The sequence below is a fragment of the Streptomyces sp. S465 genome (assembly GCF_026898115.1).
Taxonomy (GTDB): Bacteria; Actinomycetota; Actinomycetes; order Streptomycetales; family Streptomycetaceae; genus Streptomyces; species Streptomyces luomodiensis.
In genome coordinates this window covers 4050955-4067177 of sequence record NZ_CP114036.1, presented here as the reverse complement: position 1 = coordinate 4067177, position 16223 = coordinate 4050955, and the positions used below count along the sequence as shown (strand labels likewise).

The 16223-nt window shown below is 72.6% G+C and carries 12 protein-coding genes; 10 read left to right on the top strand and 2 right to left on the bottom strand.

The annotated features are described in order from the left end of the window. The first annotated feature begins 2 nt into the window (after nucleotides 1–2). The 8 genes from N6H00_RS17125 (at nucleotide 3) to N6H00_RS17090 (ending at nucleotide 10756) form a co-directional block, all read left to right on the top strand. Complete coding sequence (locus N6H00_RS17125; protein WP_443072969.1) at nucleotides 3–1265, top strand: hypothetical protein; 1263 nt, start codon at nucleotides 3–5, stop codon at nucleotides 1263–1265. 216 nt (nucleotides 1266–1481) lie between these two features. Further along, a complete protein-coding gene (locus N6H00_RS17120; protein ID WP_268977009.1) occupies nucleotides 1482–2693 on the top strand; it encodes an amidohydrolase in 1212 nt (403 codons plus the stop codon). A gap of 245 nt (nucleotides 2694–2938) precedes the next feature. Further along, nucleotides 2939–3973 carry a BMP family lipoprotein gene (locus N6H00_RS17115; protein WP_268972602.1) on the top strand — a complete coding sequence of 345 codons (1035 nt, stop codon included), beginning with the start codon at nucleotides 2939–2941 and terminating at the stop codon, nucleotides 3971–3973. Between the two features lie 115 nt (nucleotides 3974–4088). After that, entirely contained in the window at nucleotides 4089–5741 is a 1653-nt protein-coding gene (locus N6H00_RS17110) for an ABC transporter ATP-binding protein (RefSeq protein WP_268977008.1), read from the top strand. Further along, nucleotides 5738–6877, top strand: coding sequence for an ABC transporter permease (locus N6H00_RS17105; protein ID WP_268972601.1), 1140 nt, complete (start codon nucleotides 5738–5740; stop codon nucleotides 6875–6877). Before N6H00_RS17110 ends, N6H00_RS17105 begins: the two co-directional genes overlap by 4 nt. Further along, entirely contained in the window at nucleotides 6874–8169 is a 1296-nt protein-coding gene (locus tag N6H00_RS17100; RefSeq protein WP_268972600.1) for an ABC transporter permease, read from the top strand. The genes N6H00_RS17105 and N6H00_RS17100 overlap by 4 nt, the downstream gene beginning before the upstream one ends. Then, nucleotides 8166–8588 (top strand): cytidine deaminase, encoded by a 423-nt coding sequence (locus N6H00_RS17095; RefSeq protein ID WP_268972599.1) that lies wholly within the window; start codon nucleotides 8166–8168, stop codon nucleotides 8586–8588. The genes N6H00_RS17100 and N6H00_RS17095 overlap by 4 nt, the downstream gene beginning before the upstream one ends. A gap of 893 nt (nucleotides 8589–9481) precedes the next feature. Next, nucleotides 9482–10756, top strand: a complete 1275-nt coding sequence (locus N6H00_RS17090; protein ID WP_268972598.1) for a thymidine phosphorylase — start codon at nucleotides 9482–9484, stop codon at nucleotides 10754–10756. A gap of 12 nt (nucleotides 10757–10768) precedes the next feature. Here the strand turns inward: N6H00_RS17090 and N6H00_RS17085 are convergent, their stop codons facing one another. Then, on the bottom strand, nucleotides 10769–11695 hold the full coding sequence (locus N6H00_RS17085; protein WP_268977007.1) for a LysR family transcriptional regulator: 927 nt from the start codon (nucleotides 11693–11695) through the stop codon (nucleotides 10769–10771). Between the two features lie 119 nt (nucleotides 11696–11814). On the opposite strand from N6H00_RS17085, the gene N6H00_RS17080 reads away from it, so the two are divergent. Further along, the gene (locus tag N6H00_RS17080; RefSeq protein ID WP_268972597.1) at nucleotides 11815–13182 is read left to right on the top strand and encodes an MFS transporter; all 1368 of its coding nucleotides are present in this window, start codon (nucleotides 11815–11817) and stop codon (nucleotides 13180–13182) included. A 911-nt stretch (nucleotides 13183–14093) separates the two neighbouring features. Here N6H00_RS17080 and N6H00_RS17075 read toward each other — a convergent pair. Further along, the gene (locus tag N6H00_RS17075; protein WP_268972596.1) at nucleotides 14094–14858 is read right to left on the bottom strand and encodes an alpha/beta hydrolase; all 765 of its coding nucleotides are present in this window, start codon (nucleotides 14856–14858) and stop codon (nucleotides 14094–14096) included. Between the two features lie 115 nt (nucleotides 14859–14973). On the opposite strand from N6H00_RS17075, the gene N6H00_RS17070 reads away from it, so the two are divergent. Then, nucleotides 14974–16140, top strand: a complete 1167-nt coding sequence (locus N6H00_RS17070; RefSeq protein WP_268972595.1) for an adenosine deaminase — start codon at nucleotides 14974–14976, stop codon at nucleotides 16138–16140. Nucleotides 16141–16223 lie beyond the last annotated feature (83 nt).

Genomic DNA, 16223 nt, shown 5'->3' with positions numbered 1-16223 from the left:
CCGTGAATCCACCGGCCGGTGAGCCCGGCCCTCGCCCGGAAGCGGCGGGCACCCCTGACTCCTCGGGGGCTGCCCGCCGCGTCCGGGCCCTGCCTTTGGACGGTGCGATGGTCTCCGCTGCCACTCCCGCGACCTCTCCCGCGACGCTCGCCTTCGTCGAGAGCCCGGTCCAGCTGCTGAACGTGCTGGAGTGGGCGTACGCCGACGCCCAGCGCGCCGGGGGCCCGGGGCCCACGGCGTGCCAGGACCTCACCGTGGTGGTGCTCTCCCCGCACGATCCGATGACCCGCGGCCAGCTGCGCCGGATGGCCGAGCTGGCCCGGGACGAGGGCTTCACCGTGCGCTGGGAGGAGGCGCGCGGCGGGGCCGGCGCGCCGGTCAAGACCATCGGCGGACTGCGCGGACCGCTGCGCCGGGCCGCGCGGATCGTGATAGGCGATCCGTTCTCCCGCTATGTCCAGCTGCTGCTGACCCTCACCCGCGCCCAGGACCTGGTCGTGGTGGACGACGGCACGGCCACCATGGAGTTCATCTCCCAGCTGGCCAAGGGGGAGCCCCTGGTGCGCTGGCACCGGCGCGGCAGCCGGGGGGCGCGCGACGTGGTGTTCGCGCCCGTCTCCGCGACCGCGCGCCGTCGGCTCACCCCGGACGACAAGCGTCGGGTCGAGGTCTTCAGCTCGATGCCGGTCGAGCCGCCCACCGGGGTCACGATCACCGCCAACGACTTCGCCTGGACCCGGGCCCGGTTCGGCCCGCCCCGGCTCACCGGCGGCACCGATCTGGTGGGCACGTCCCTGGTCGAGACGGGTGTGGTGGACCTGGAGCGCTATCTGGAGGCGGTCGGCTCGCTGGCCCGCGCCCATGGCGCGACCCGCTACTTCGCGCACCGCCGCGAGAGCGCCGAGAAGCTCAGCCGGGTCGCGGGCGAGGTGGGGCTGGAGATCGTACGGCCCGATCTGCCGCTGGAGCTGATAGCCCGGCGCGGCCCCATCGGCCACACGATCGTGAGCTTCCCCTCGACCGTGGTGCACACCCTGCCGCTCGCGCTCGCCGGCACCGGCGTCCAGGTCGCGGTCTGCGACGTGGACCCCGCCTGGCTGACCAGCGACGCCTCCCCGCGCGCCCAGGGCTTCCTGTCCGGGGTCACCGGGACGGCCCGCGATGTGCGCCGGCTGGACTCGGCCCCGAGGGACGCGGGGGCCCCGAGGGACGCGGCCCCGCCGACGAGCCCGGGTCCGCCCGCGGCACCGGTCGCCGCGTCCTGAGGCCGTCGGGTCCTGAGGCCGTCACCGCCCGTCGCCCGTACGGCCGTGTGGCGCTTCTCACCCGCAGTCGGCCGACGAGCGCCCTGTTATACCCCCTGACTAGGGGGATCATGCACCGGCTGGGGTGGTTTTGCGTACCCGAACCGATTGAATTTTTGTTGATCGACATTCGGCGGGCCCACCTGGCGTTCTACGCTTCTTCAGGTGAAGCAATTGATGTCCCTCGATGCGACCGATGTCACACCCACTGCCGCGCCGGCCCTGCCCGGCACGCTCCCCGACGAGCTGCGTGCCGAACTCATCGCCTTCCGCCGCGACTTGCACATGCACCCCGAGCTCGGCAACTGCGAGTTCCGCACCACCGCCGCCATCAAGGCGCGGCTGGAGCAGGCGGGCCTCGAGCCGCGGGTGCTGTCCACCGGCACCGGCCTCATCTGTGACATCGGCCCGCGCGATGGCGTAGCGCCCCTGCTGGCGCTGCGCGCGGACATCGACGGACTGCCCATCCCCGACACCAAGACGGTGGACTACCGCTCGACCGTCGCCGACCGCGCTCACGCCTGCGGCCACGATGTGCACACCACCGTGGTGCTCGGCGCCGGTCTGGTCCTGGCCGAGCTGGCCCGCGAGGGGCGGCTGGCGCGTCCGGTGCGGCTGCTGTTCCAGCCCGCCGAGGAGGTGCTGCCCGGCGGCGCCACTGACGCGATCGAGGCGGGCGTGCTGGACGGCGTCGGCCGAATCCTGGCGCTGCACTGCGACCCCAAGGTTGAGGTCGGCCGGATCGGGCTGCGCACCGGTCCGATCACCTCGGCCTGCGACCGGCTGGAGATCTCCCTGGACGGTCCGGGCGGCCACACCGCGCGCCCCCATCTGACCACCGACCTGGTGACCGCCACCGCCAAGGTGATCACCGAGGTGCCGGCGCTGCTGGCCCGCCGGGTCGACGCCCGCTCGGGCCTGGCCGTCACCTGGGGCCGGGTGGAGTCCGGCCACGCCTGCAATGTGATCCCGCAGCACGCCGAGCTGTCCGCCACGGTCCGCTGCCTGGACCTGCCCGCCTGGCGGGAGGCCCCGGACCTGGTCCACGCGGCGGTCGACGAGATCGCCACCCTGCACCGCGCCAAGTCGGAGATCAACTACATCCGCGGGGTTCCGCCGGTGGTCAACGAGGCGAGCTCCGCCGAGCTGCTGCGGGACGCGATGATCGCCCGCCGTGGCGCACAGGCCGTCGAGGACACCGAGCAGTCCCTGGGCGGCGAGGACTTCTCCTGGTACCTGGAGCGGGTGCCCGGTGCGATGGCCCGGCTGGGCGTCCGCAAGGTCGGCGACACCACCCGGCGTGACCTGCACGCGGGCGACTTCGACGTGGACGAGGGCGCGATCGCGGTGGGCGTGGAGCTGTTCACGGCCGCCGCCCTGCTCGGCTGAGACGGACGCGCCGGTCGGCCACCGCGTCGGCGCCGCCCGTGGACATCGGCGAAGGTACGCGCGCCCCTCGGGGCGCGCGGTCTCGTCACCCCGCCGCCACCGCCGGTACGGCTCGTGGACACGAGAGGTTCGCGACGATCCGATAACGGCTGCCGAGCGGGCCTTTATCTGACATCTACGCGCGTTACGATGCGGCGGAGCCAGCGCCGCAAAGGGGCGCTCCGAGTCATTCAGAGGGGACCCTCGTGCGCCGGGTATCCACGATAGCTGTCGCGGGCATTGCCACCGCGGCTCTCGCATTCTCCGTCACCGCGTGTGGCAGCAGTTCGGAAGAGGGAAGCAAGGACGCCGGCGTCGGTCTGGCCTATGACGTCGGCGGCCGTGGCGACCACTCCTTCAACGACTCCGCCGCCCAGGGCTATGACAAGGCCCTGAAGGACTTCGACGTCAAGGGCAAGGAGTTGACGGCGAAGGACGGCGACACCGACGCCGACCGCTACGACAAGCTGGCCAGCCTGGCCGAGGCGGGCTACAACCCCGTCATAGGCGTCGGCTACGCGTGGACCCCCTCGCTCACCAAGGCCGCCAAGAAGTACAAGGACACCGACTTCGCCATCGTCGACTCGGTCGTCGACGCCAAGAACGTGGCCAGCCTGGTCGCCGCCGAGCACGAGGGCTCCTACCTGGCCGGTGTGGCCGCGGGGCTGAAGACCAAGTCCGACAAGGTGGGCTTCATCGGCGGCACCGACAGCGCGCTGATCAAGAAGTTCGCGGGTGGCTTCCAGCAGGGCCTGAAGGACACCAACCCCAAGGCGTCGCTCGACGTCCAGTGGGTGCAGGTCGGTTCGGCCAAGGGCTTCGGGATGCCCGACCGCGGCAAGGACATCGCCGAGGGCATGCTCTCCAACAAGGTCGACGTGATCTTCTCCGCGGCCGGCGGCTCCGGCGCGGGCGCCATCGAGGCGACCGCCGGCAAGAAGGGCACCTGGTCGATCGGCGTCGACGGCGACCAGTACTACGACAAGGGCCTGTCCCAGTACAAGAACTCGATCCTGACCTCCATGGTCAAGAACGTGGACGGCTCGGTCTACGACTTCATCAAGAGCGTCATCAAGGACAAGAAGCCCGAGAGCGGCGTCCAGTCCTACGACCTCAAGCGCGGCGGTGTCTCCCTGTCGTACTCCGGCGGGTTCATCGACGACATCAAGCCGAAGATCGAGGCGGCCAAGAAGAAGATCATCGACGGTCAGATCAAGGTCAACGACACCTACAAGGACTGACCCCGCGCGCCACGGACCCGCAGGGCGCCCCCGGGCGCCCGCCCGGGTCCGCGGCGTACCCCGGCCGGTCCGGCCCCGGCCCGCCCCACCCTCCGTCGCCCCTCAGGAGTGCGCCATCAAAGCCGCCAGCCCCCCCAAGGGCGCTCCCGCCGGTGCCGTCACCGACGTCGCCGTAGAACTCCGCGGAATCACCAAGCGGTTCCCCGGAGTCGTCGCCAACCACGACATCGACATCACCGTGCGCCGCGGCACCGTGCACGCCCTCGTGGGCGAGAACGGCGCGGGCAAGTCGACCCTGATGAAGATCCTCTACGGGATGCAGCGCCCGGACGAGGGCACCATCGCGCTCGACGGCGAGTCGGTGGAACTGCACTCCCCGGCGGACGCCATATCCCGCGGCGTGGGCATGGTGCACCAGCACTTCATGCTCGCCGACAACTTCACCGTGCTGGAGAACGTCGTGCTCGGCGCGGAGAAGCTGCACGGCATCGGCGGCCGGGCGCGCGCCCGGATCAAGGAGATATCCGACGCCTACGGGCTGGGCGTCCGCCCCGATGTCCTCGTCGAGGACCTGGGCGTGGCGGACCGTCAGCGCGTGGAGATCCTCAAGGTCCTCTACCGGGGCGCCCGTACGCTCATCCTCGACGAGCCGACCGCCGTCCTCGTCCCGCAGGAGGTGGACGCGCTCTTCGACAACCTCCGCGAACTCAAGGCCGAGGGCCTGACGGTGCTGTTCATCTCGCACAAGCTGGGCGAGGTGCTGTCGGTGGCCGATGACATCACCGTCATCCGCCGCGGCACCACGGTCGCCTCCGTGGTGCCGTCCGAGACCAACCCCCGGCAGCTGGCCGAGCTGATGGTCGGCAGCGAACTGCCCTCGCCCGAGACCCGCGAATCCACCGTCACCGACACCGAGATGCTCGTCGTGGACGCGCTGCGGCTGACCGCCACCGATGTGGACGGGGTGGAGCGGGCGGTGCTCGACGACATCGGCTTCACCATCCGCAAGGGCGAAGTCCTCGGCATCGCCGGGGTGGAGGGCAACGGCCAGGCCGAACTGGTCGAGGCCATCATGGGCATGCGCGACCCCGACACCGGCACCGTCACCCTCGACGGCGCCGACATCTCCCACACGCCCACCCGCAAGCGGCGCGAGGACGGCATCGGCTACATCCCCGAGGACCGCCACCGGCACGGACTGCTGCTGGAGGCGCCGCTGTGGGAGAACCGCATCCTCGGCCATGTCACCGAGGAGCCCAACAGCAGGGGCGGACTGCTCAACCCGGCCGCCGCCCGCCGGGACACCGAGCGGATCGTCGCCGACTACGACGTGCGCACCCCCGGGATCGAGGTCACCGCGGCCTCGCTGTCCGGCGGCAACCAGCAGAAGCTGATCGTCGGCCGGGAGATGAGCCACCACCCCAAGCTGCTGATCGCCGCGCACCCCACCCGTGGGGTGGACGTGGGCGCGCAGGCACAGATCTGGGACCAGATCCGCACCGCGCGCCGGGAGGGCCTGGCCGTGCTGCTGATCTCGGCCGACCTGGACGAGCTGATCGGCCTGTCCGACACCCTGCGGGTGATGTACCGCGGCCGGCTGGTCGCCGACGCCGACCCCGCCACCATCACCCCGGAGGAGCTCGGCTCGGCCATGACCGGCGCGGCCTCCGGCCATCTGGAGCACCCCGCGGACGGCGGAACGGGGACCGAGGCCGCGACCGGGACCGAGGCCGTGACCGAGGCCGCGACCGGGGGAGAGGACCGATGAAGAAGCTGGACAAGGAGCGGGTGCTGCTCGCGGTCGCGGCCCCGGTGCTGGCGCTCGCCGCCGCGTTCGTGGTGACCGCCCTGGTGCTGCTGGCGACCGGCAAGGAGCCGTTCAACGCCTTCGGCATCATGTTCGACTACGGCGTGAAGGCCGACAGCCAGGTCTACATCCTCAACAAGGCGACGACGTACTACCTGGCGGGGCTCGCGGTGGCCGTCGGCTTCCGGATGAACCTCTTCAACATCGGCGTCGACGGCCAGTACCGGCTCGCCGCCTTCTTCGCCGCCGTCGTCGGCGGGGCGCTGAAGCTGCCGGGCCTGGTGCAGATCCCGCTGATCATCCTGGTCGGCATGCTGGTCGGCGCGATGTGGGCGTCCATCGCCGGTCTGCTGAAGGTCTACCGGGGCGTCAGCGAGGTGATCAGCACCATCATGCTGAACTCCCTCTCGGGCATCCTCATCAGCTATCTGCTGGTGGACGGGCGGCTGGCCGACCTCGACAAGCAGACCAACATCGTGGCCACCGACCCGCTGCCGTCCTCCAGCCACTTCTTCACCATCCCGGCGGGCGGCGACCTCGACCCCGTCTGGGGCTTCATCGTGGTCGCGGCGCTCGCGGGCGTCGGCTTCTGGTTCCTGCTCGGGCGCACCCGGTTCGGCTTCGACCTGCGCGCGGTGGGCCGCTCCGAGTCCGCCGCCCAGGCCAGCGGCGTCAACGTCAGGCGCATGGTGTTCACCAGCATGGTGCTCTCGGGCGCGATGGCCGGTCTGGTCGGCATGCCGACCCTGCTCAACGACACCCACCAGTTCACCTCCGACTTCCCCACGGGCATCGGCTTCACCGGTATCGCCATCGCGCTGCTCGGCCGCAACAACCCGGTCGGTATCGCGCTGGCCGCCGTGCTGTGGGGCTTCCTGGAGCGCGGCGCCAACCGCCTGGAGTTCCAGGGCTACGACAAGGAGATCGTCGGTGTGATGCAGGGCGTGATCGTCCTGTGTGTCGTCATCGCGTACGAACTGGTGCGCCGCTACGGGCTCAAGCGCCAGCAGCAGAGGGTGGGCGCGGAGCTCGCCGCCCAGGCCAAGGCCGGTAAGGGCCAGGGTTCGGACAAGACGGAGACGGAGGTGCCGGCATGAGTGCCACGGTGACCGCCACCAAGAGCACGAGCGCGCCGGGCAAGGGGAACGGGCCCGCCTCCCGGATGTCCCTGGGCAAGGTGCTGCTGATCGTCGCCGGGGCGCTGATCGCGCTGTCGGTGCTGCGCGCCCTCGTCGACGCCGCCCAGCAGGCGGACTTCGACCGCGTCACCTCCTCCGGCCAGATCGGCGCCGCGCTCTCCATGGCCGTGCCCATCGGGCTCGCGGGCCTGGGCGGACTGTGGTCCGAACGGGCCGGCGTGGTCAACATCGGCCTCGAGGGCATGATGATCCTCGGCACCTTCTTCGGCGCCTGGGCGGGCTATCAGACCAACCCCTGGGTGGGCGTGCTCGCCGGCGTCCTCGGCGGCGCGGTCGGCGGTCTGGTCCACGCGGTCGCCACCGTCACCTTCGGTGTGGACCACATCATCTCCGGTGTGGCGATCAACATCCTCGCCCTGGGCGCCACCACCTATCTGGCCAAGCGCTGGTTCGAACCGCTGGGCGACATCGGCGGCTCCCCGAAGAACTCCCCGCAGGTCGACCCCATCCAGACGTTCACCGTCCCCGGGCTGTCCGACTGGCTCGCGGATCTGGAGAACCACCACTGGTTCCTGGTCTCGGACATCGCGGGCATCCTCGGCGGCCTGGTCACCGACATCTCGGCGCTGACCATCGTCTCCGTCCTCCTGGTCGCGGGCAGCTTCTTCGCCCTGTGGCGGACCTCGTTCGGCCTGCGGCTGCGGTCCTGCGGCGAGAACCCGACGGCGGCCGAGTCCCTCGGCGTCAACGTCTACCTCTACAAGTACACGGCCGTGGTGGTCTCCGGCGCTCTCGCCGGACTCGGCGGGGTCTTCCTCGCCCTCGTCCGCTCGCACATCTACAACGAGGGCCAGACCGGCGGCCGCGGCTACATCGGCCTCGCCGCCATGCTCTTCGGCAACTGGCGGCCGGGCGGGCTCGCCATGGGCGCCGGGCTGTTCGGCTACTCCGACGCCCTCCAGCTGCGCAACGGCGGGGCGACCGTCCACGCACTGCTGCTGCTGGTCGCACTCGGCCTCGCCGTGCTGGCGGGCTGGCGGATTGTCCGCAAGAGTTATGTCGCGGGCGCGGTGTCCGGCGCCGCGGCCGTCGCGCTGCTGCTGTGGTACGCCCTGACCGACACCGTGCCCAACGACCTGGTCAGCGCCACGCCGTACATCGTGACCCTGCTGGTCATGGGGCTCGCCTCACAGCGGCTGCGGATGCCCAAGGCGAACAGCAAGCCCTACCGGAAGGGACAGGGCACATGAGCACGTCCACCGCCGCGGCCCCCGACTGGGAGGCCTTGCGCGCACAGGCCCGGGACGCCATGTCCCGGGCCTACGCCCCCTACTCCGGCTTCCCGGTGGGCGCCGCCGCGCTCGTCGACGACGGCCGCACGGTCAGCGGCTGCAATGTGGAGAACGCCGCCTACGGTGTCGCGCTGTGCGCCGAATGCGGCCTGGTCTCCTCCCTCGTCGCCTCGGGCGGCGGCCGCCTCACCGCCTTCACCTGCTGCGACCGCGAGGGCGCCGTACTGATGCCCTGCGGCCGCTGCCGCCAACTGCTGTGGGAGCACGGCGGCCCGGAGCTCCGGATGGACACCGCCACCGGCATCCGCCCCCTGGCCGAACTCCTCCCCGACGCCTTCGGCCCCGCCGACCTGCGGCGCACCCCGTCCTCCACCTGACAATGCGGCCCCACCCAGCCGCCGCCCGGCCCACCGGGCCGCCGCCCGGCCCACCGGGCCGCCGCCCGGCCCACCGGGTTCCCCCGGCCTGGCCCGGCCGGATCCGGTCTGGTCTGGCTCGGCTCGGCTCGCCTGGCCCGCCTGGACCACACCGGGTTCGCCCGGCTCGGCTCGGCTCGGCCTGGCTCGGCCCGGCTCGCCTGGCCCGCCCGGACCACACCGGGTTCGCCCGGCCCGGCTCGGCTCGGCCCGGCTCGCCTGGACCACACCGGGTTCGCCCGGCCCGGCCCGGCTCGGCTCGGCCTGGCCCGGCTCGGCTCGGCTCGGTCTGGCTCGGCCTGGCTCGGCCCGGCCTGGCTCGGCCTGTCCGGCTCACCTGGCCGGTCCGGCGGGTCCAGCGTTCCCGGCTCACTCGGCCCGCCCGGGTGCGGCAAACCGGGACCCGGCGCCGTGGCCCGCTACGGCGGGCCGGGACCGGTGCCGTCAGCCCGCGCGGCGTGCTACGGCGGGCCCGCCGCCCGGCCCGCCGCCTCCGGGAGAGCCGGGTGCCTCTGGGAGGACCGGGCGCCCCCGCAAAACCGGAGGCCAACCTTCCGGCGCCCCTGACTCTCCCCCGCGGCTGTGCGCTCCGGCCCCGTCGGGGCGCCCCCGCCCCCACCCCCGGGACGGGAGTCCCGCGCCCGGGATGGGAGCCCTCCGCCCAGGATGGGAGCCCTCCGTCCGGGATGGGAGCCCTCCGTCCGGGACGGGGCCCCTTCCGCCCGGGATGGGAACCCCCCGCCCGGGATCGGGAACACTCGCCCGGGATGGGAAGCCCCGCCCGGGACGGAACCTTCTCCCGGGCGGGACCAGTCCGTCCTCGCCTCCGACCACGAAAGGCCCCGTACCGCCCCATGGACGCCATCTCCGTCATCCGCGCCAAGCGCGACGGCACCCGTCTGACCGACGCCCAGATCGACTGGATCATCGACGCCTATACGCGCGGCGAGGTCGCGGACGAGCAGATGTCCGCGCTCGCGATGGCGATCTTCCTCAACGGCATGGACCGGACCGAGATCGCCCGCTGGACCGCCGCGATGATCGCGTCCGGTGAGCGGATGGACTTCTCCTCCCTGCCGCGCCCGACCGCCGACAAGCACTCCACCGGCGGCGTCGGCGACAAGATCACCCTGCCGCTCGCCCCCCTCGTGGCCGCCTGCGGCGCCGCCGTACCGCAGCTCTCCGGCCGGGGCCTGGGCCACACCGGCGGCACCCTCGACAAGCTGGAGTCCATCCCCGGCTGGCGGGCGCGGCTGTCCAACGAGGACATGCTGGCCGTCCTGCGCGACGTGGGTTCCGTCATCTGCGCGGCGGGCGAAGGACTGGCCCCGGCCGACAAGAAGCTGTACGCGCTGCGCGATGTCACCGGGACGGTCGAGTCGATCCCGCTCATCGCGTCCTCGATCATGTCGAAGAAGATCGCGGAGGGCACCGGCTCCCTGGTCCTGGACGTCAAGGTGGGCTCCGGCGCCTTCATGAAGGACATCGACTCCGCCCGCGAGCTGGCCACGACCATGGTCGGCCTCGGCAACGACCACGGCGTCCGCACCACCGCCCTGCTTACCGACATGTCCACCCCGCTCGGCCTGACGGCGGGCAACGCCCTCGAGGTCCGCGAGTCGGTGGAGGTGCTCGCGGGCGGCGGCCCGGCCGACGTCGTCGAGCTCACCCTCGCCCTGGCCCGCGAGATGCTGGACGCCGCGGGGCTGCCGGACGCCGACCCCGCCAAGGCCCTGGCCGACGGCACGGCGATGGACCACTGGCGCCGCATGATCGCCGCCCAGGGCGGCGACCCGGACGCCCCGCTTCCGACCGCCCGCGAACACCACGTCGTCACGGCCACCGCCGACGGCGTCCTCACCCGCCTCGACGCCTACGCGATCGGCCTCGCCGCCTGGCGCCTGGGCGCGGGCCGCGCCCGCAAGGAGGACCCGGTGCAGGCGGGCGCGGGCGTGGAACTCCATGCCAAACCGGGCGACCGGGTGACGGCCGGCCAGCCCCTGCTGACCCTCCACACCGACACCCCGTCGACCTTCGACTACGCCCTCGAGGCCCTGGAGGGCGCGGTCGCCTACGCCCCCCAGGCCACGGAGTCCACCACCCCGATCGTGCTGGAACGCATCGCCTGACGCTCGCAGACCCTAGGCCAGCAGCTGCCCCCGCCGGCTCAGCAGGAACCTCTTGAAGGCGGCCACCGGCGGCGTATCGGGGTGGCCGTCCAGCCACGCGACGCCGATCTCGCGGACGGCGCGCGGGGCGGTGACGGTCAGCTCCGCCACCCCGGGGCGGGGGACCGCCGGGGGCGGCAGGAGGGCCACGCCGAGGCCGGCCGCGACCAGGCCGCGCAGGGTCTCCGCCTCCTCGCCCTCGAAGGCGATCCTCGGGGTGAACCCCGCTTCGGCGCACAGCGCGTCGGTGATGCGCCGCAGCCCGTAGCCGGGTTCCAGGGTGACGAAGAGTTCGGAGGCGGCCTCGGCGAGCCGGACCCGGCGGCGGCCGGCCAGCCGGTGGTCGTCGGGGACCACCAGCCGCAGCCGCTGTTCGTCCAGGCGGCGGGCGACCAGATCGGGGGCGTCCGGTACGGGGGAGGTCAGGCACAGGTCGAGGCCGCCCGCGCGCATCCGCTCGATCATCGCCTCGCCGTAGTTCTGGACCAGTTGGAACCGCACCCGGGGATGGTCCACCCGGAAGGCTCGGATCAGACCGGGCACGGTCTCGGTGCCCAGCGTGTGCAGGAAGCCGAACGAGACCCGGCCCGCCGCCGGATCGGCGTCGGCCCGTACGGACTCGGCGGCGCGGTCGACCTCGGCGAGGGCCCGTTCGACCGAGCGCAGAAACGTCCGTCCCGCCGGGGTGAGCGCCACCGTACGGCCCCGGCGGGCGAAGAGCACCACGCCCAGGTCCTCCTCCAGCCGGACCATGGCCCGGCTGAGCGTCGACTGGGGCACCCCCAACTCGTGTGCGGCCCGCGTCACATGCTCATGGCGGGCGACGGCGGCGAACTGGGCGAGACGCGGTGTCAGGGCGGCCGCCCAGGACTCGGCCTCGACATCTGCTGTCACCGGAATGTCGTTTTCGTAACTGATGCGTGACACGAACGGTCCTGACCTTTACTCATGCTGCGGTGGATTGATTATCCCCATTCCGTGCATTGGACGCATCAACCGTGGGTACGTACGGTCGAACCATGCCTCCTGCCGATACCAAGGCGTCCACCGGAACCCACCGGGTGGACGCCTCCGCTTCGATCTCCACGAACCCGAACCCCTCCGGGCCCGAGCCCGGGTCCGAGCCTCAGCCCGACGCGGCCACCGACACCGCGGCCGGGCGGATGAGCCCGGGTCACCCCGGTTACCTCCGGATGCGGCTCGCTCTCTTCACCGCGGGACTCGCCACCTTCGCCCTGCTCTACTCGACCCAGGCGCTGCTGCCCGCGATCTCCGACGATCTGCGGGTCCAGGCGGACCAGGCCAGCTGGAGCGTCTCGGCGGCCACCTTCGGCCTGGCGCTCACGGTCGTGCCGCTGAGCGCGCTGTCCGAACGGTTCGGCCGGCGCGCCATGATGACCGCCTCGCTCACCGTCGCGGTCGCGCTCGCCCTGCTGGTGCCGTTCGCGCCCAACCTGGGCTGGCTGATCGCGCTGCGCGCGGTCCAGGGCGCGGCGCTGGCCGGTATCCCGGCCTCCGCGATGGCGTACCTGTCGGAAGAGGTGCACCCGAAGGCGCTGGTCGGCGCGATCGGACTGTTCGTGGCCGGTAACAGCGTCGGCGGTATGAGCGGCCGGATCCTCACCGGCTGGGTGGCGGACGCCTGGGACTGGCGGGCCGCGCTGGCCGCGGTCGGCGCGATGGCGCTGCTGTGCGCGGTGGCCTTCCGGCTGCTGCTGCCCAAGGCCCGGCACTTCACCCCGGCCGCGGTGAGCCCGCGGGCGCTGGGCCGCACCCTCGCCGGGCACCTCTCCGATCCGCTGATGTGCCGGCTGTACGCGATCGGCGCGCTGTTCATGACGGTCTTCGGCGGGGTCTACACGGTCATCGGCTACCGCCTGGTGGCCCAGCCCTTCGGCCTCTCACAGAGCCTGGTCGGCTCGATCTTCCTGATCTACCTGGTCGGTACGGTCTCCTCGGCGGGGACCGGTAAGCTGGTCGGCCGCCTCGGCCGGCGCGGCGCGCTGTACGTGGCGGCGACCACGACGGCGGCCGGACTGCTGCTCTCCCTGCTGAACTCGATCGCGGCGGTGCTGGCCGGTCTGGTGCTGATCACCGCGGGCTTCTTCGCGGGCCACGCGGCGGCGTCCTCGGCGGTGAGCCGGACGGCCAAGACCGGCCGCGCCCAGGCCGCGGCGCTCTACCAGGCGTCGTACTACATCGGCAGCAGCGTGGGCGGCGCGCTCGGCGCGCTCGCCTTCCACGCGGCCGGATGGGGCGGCACGGTCGCCATCGGCCTGATCGCGGTCGGCGGCGTGGCGGCGATCACGCTGTACGCCACGCGGAAGGCGAAGGCCGAGCGGCGTGCGGAGGCCGCGCGGCGCGAGCTGTGCGGTGTGCCGGCCTAGCCCGGCTCCCTGAAGCCGGCCTGAAGCCCGAAGGGGCCGCCCCGCCACTGTCCGGCGGGCCGGCCCCTTCGCCCGTCTCCGGCGGGCCGGGGCGAGGTGGGCTGGGGCCGGGGGCGACGAGGCCGGGGCCGTCTTTCGGGTGCGGCTTTCGTCTCGCGCCTTCGGCGCGGTTGAGCAGCGGGGCAGGGGGCGGGGGCGCGGGCGCCGCCGCCGTCCGCCGGGCCCGTCGGTGTGGGCGCCGGTGGCGGCTCCCGCGCTCGGCGGCCGGGGCCCCTCCGGACTGCGGGCAGCCGGGGCGCCCCCTCCCGGTACCCCTCCCAAAGACGCTTGACCTGACGCAACTAATTGGTCAATGAGTTTCCAGGGGGTCTCCCATGGCACCCCTCGGGCCCGGTGACACCACCCCCCGGGTCATGCCTTCGACAGGGGGGCAACAGTCATGCCGGGCCCGGAGGCCAGCGGCCCTCTTGCACGGGGTACCCCACCCCCGCTGCTGTCCGGTATCGGCCTCGGCCCCCGGTCACGGAAGCCGCCACCGCCCAAGCCCCCCACCGGCCCGGCGGACGGCGGTGAGGCCCTGGTCCGGCACCCCCCGACCCATGCTCAAAGGCGCCGAAGGCGCGAGACGGCGCCGCACCCGGCAACGGCGAGCAGCCCCGCCGGGCGCACCCCGCCGGGCGCACCCCGCCGGGCGCACCCCGCCGGGCGCACCCCGCCGGGCGCACCCCGCCGGGCGCACCCCGCCGGGCGCACCCCGCCCGTCACGCCCCGCCGGGCACGCCCCGCCCGTCATGCCCCGCCCGTCATGCCCCGCCGGGCGCACCCCGCCCGTCATGCCCCGCCGGGCGCACCCCGCCCGTCACGCCCCGCCGGGCACGCCCCCACCGGGCGCGCCCGCGACGCGAACGCGCTCAGTGCCGCAGGTTCGCCCCGAACCCCGCAGCCAGCGGCATCCGCAGCCCCAGCGGCGGCGGAGCCGCCAGCGCGTCGGCGACCGGGCGGGAGTAGCCGGCGTGGAAGAGGGAGCCGAGGAGGAAGTCCACGGCCAGTGCCTGCACCTCGGAGCGGTGCTGATGCAGCCCGTGCCCGTCGGTGTGCACCTCGAAGCGGCACACATCGCGGTTGGCCTTCTTCGCCCGCTCCGCCAGCCGGTAGGACAGCTCGGGGTCGGTCCGTTCGTCGTTCGTCCCGTGCGCGATCAGCACCTGGCGCCCCACCAGCTGTTTCACCGGCTCGGGTGCGAGCGCCTCATCCGGTCCCGGAAGCCACGGCGCCAGCGCCACCACCGAGCTGACGGCGGGGTGACCGGCGGCGCGGAGGGCGGCGCGCCCGCCCATGCCGTGGCCCGCGAGGCAGACCGGCACATCGCCGTAGCGCCGCACCACCTCTTCCACGGCCCATGCGGCATCCGACGCGGCATCGGCGGCGGCCCCGTTCCAGCCCCGGCGCCGGTAGTGGACGACATGGGCGGTCAGCCCCTCGTCCCGGCCCGCCCGGACCAGCCGCCGGGCCAGCGGCAGCACGGCGGCCACCGAAAGTCTGGAGGGCCGTCTCGTCCCGTGGGGTTCGCCCTCGGGGAGCAGCAGCACCACACCGTGTACGGTCCTTCGCGCGGCGGCCGCGCCCATCGGCCGCCCCAGCCGTGCGCCCCGGTCGGGCAACGCTTGCTGAGCCATGGCAGAACAATCGCAGAAGGACCGGTGTACTCCACTACCCGTGCGGGTCACTGTTGCGTATCTATCCCCCACCTCATCCCCCACGTTCTACGCGCGTAGGGGCTATGGTGCGCAGATGACGAGCGAGCACACGCATGAGCCCACCCCCGAACAGATCCGCCGCGCCCCCAAGGTGCTGCTGCACGACCACCTCGACGGCGGGCTGCGCCCCGGCACCGTCGTCGACCTCGCGAGGGAGACGGGGTACGAGGCGCTGCCGGAGCGGGAGCCCGACAAGCTCGGCCGGTGGTTCCGCGAGGCGGCGGACTCCGGGTCGCTGGAGCGCTATCTGGAGACGTTCTCCCACACCGTCGGCGTGATGCAGACCCGCGACGCGCTCGTCCGGGTGGCCGCCGAGTGCGCCGAGGACCTCGCCGCGGACGGTGTCGTCTACGCCGAGGTCCGCTACGCCCCCGAACAGCACCTCGAGGGCGGGCTGACCCTGGAGGAGGTCGTCGAGGCGGTCAACGAGGGCTTCCGCGAGGGTGAGCGGCGGGCCTGGGAGAACGGCCACCGCATCCGCGTCGGCGCGCTGCTGACCGCGATGCGCCACGCGGCCCGCGCACTGGAGATCGCCGAACTCGCCAACCGCTACCGCGACCTCGGCGTGGTCGGCTTCGACATCGCGGGCGCCGAGGCCGGCTACCCGCCCACCCGCCACCTGGACGCCTTCGAGTACCTGAAGCGGGAGAACAACCACTTCACGATCCACGCGGGCGAGGCGTTCGGGCTGCCGTCCATCTGGCAGGCGCTCCAGTGGTGCGGCGCCGACCGGCTGGGTCACGGCGTCCGCATCATCGACGACATCGAGGTCGCGGACGACGGCTCCCTCACCCTCGGCCGCCTGGCCTCGTACGTCCGGGACAAGCGCATTCCGCTGGAGCTGTGCCCGACCTCCAACCTCCAGACCGGCGCGGCCACGTCATACGCCGAGCACCCCATCGGACTGCTCCGCCGACTCCATTTCCGGGCCACCGTGAATACGGATAATCGTCTGATGAGCGGGACGAGCATGAGCGGGGAATTCCAGCATCTTGTATCAACGTTCCATTACTCGCTGGACGACATGCAATGGTTCACGGTCAATGCCATGAAATCGGCCTTCATTCCTTTTGGCGAACGTCTCGCCATGATCAATGACGTGATCAAGCCCGGGTATGCCGAGCTGAAGTCCGAATGGCTGTTCCGCCAGGTGGCCCCCGCATCCTCCGTGACCAGGGATTCCGCCCGCAAGGGAAGCTGAACGAGCGAGTTCGGAAAACGACATGGGCGGGACCTCGGGGGACGTTTTCCGTGTTTGCGGGCAGTCGAAACGCGTGGCTACGT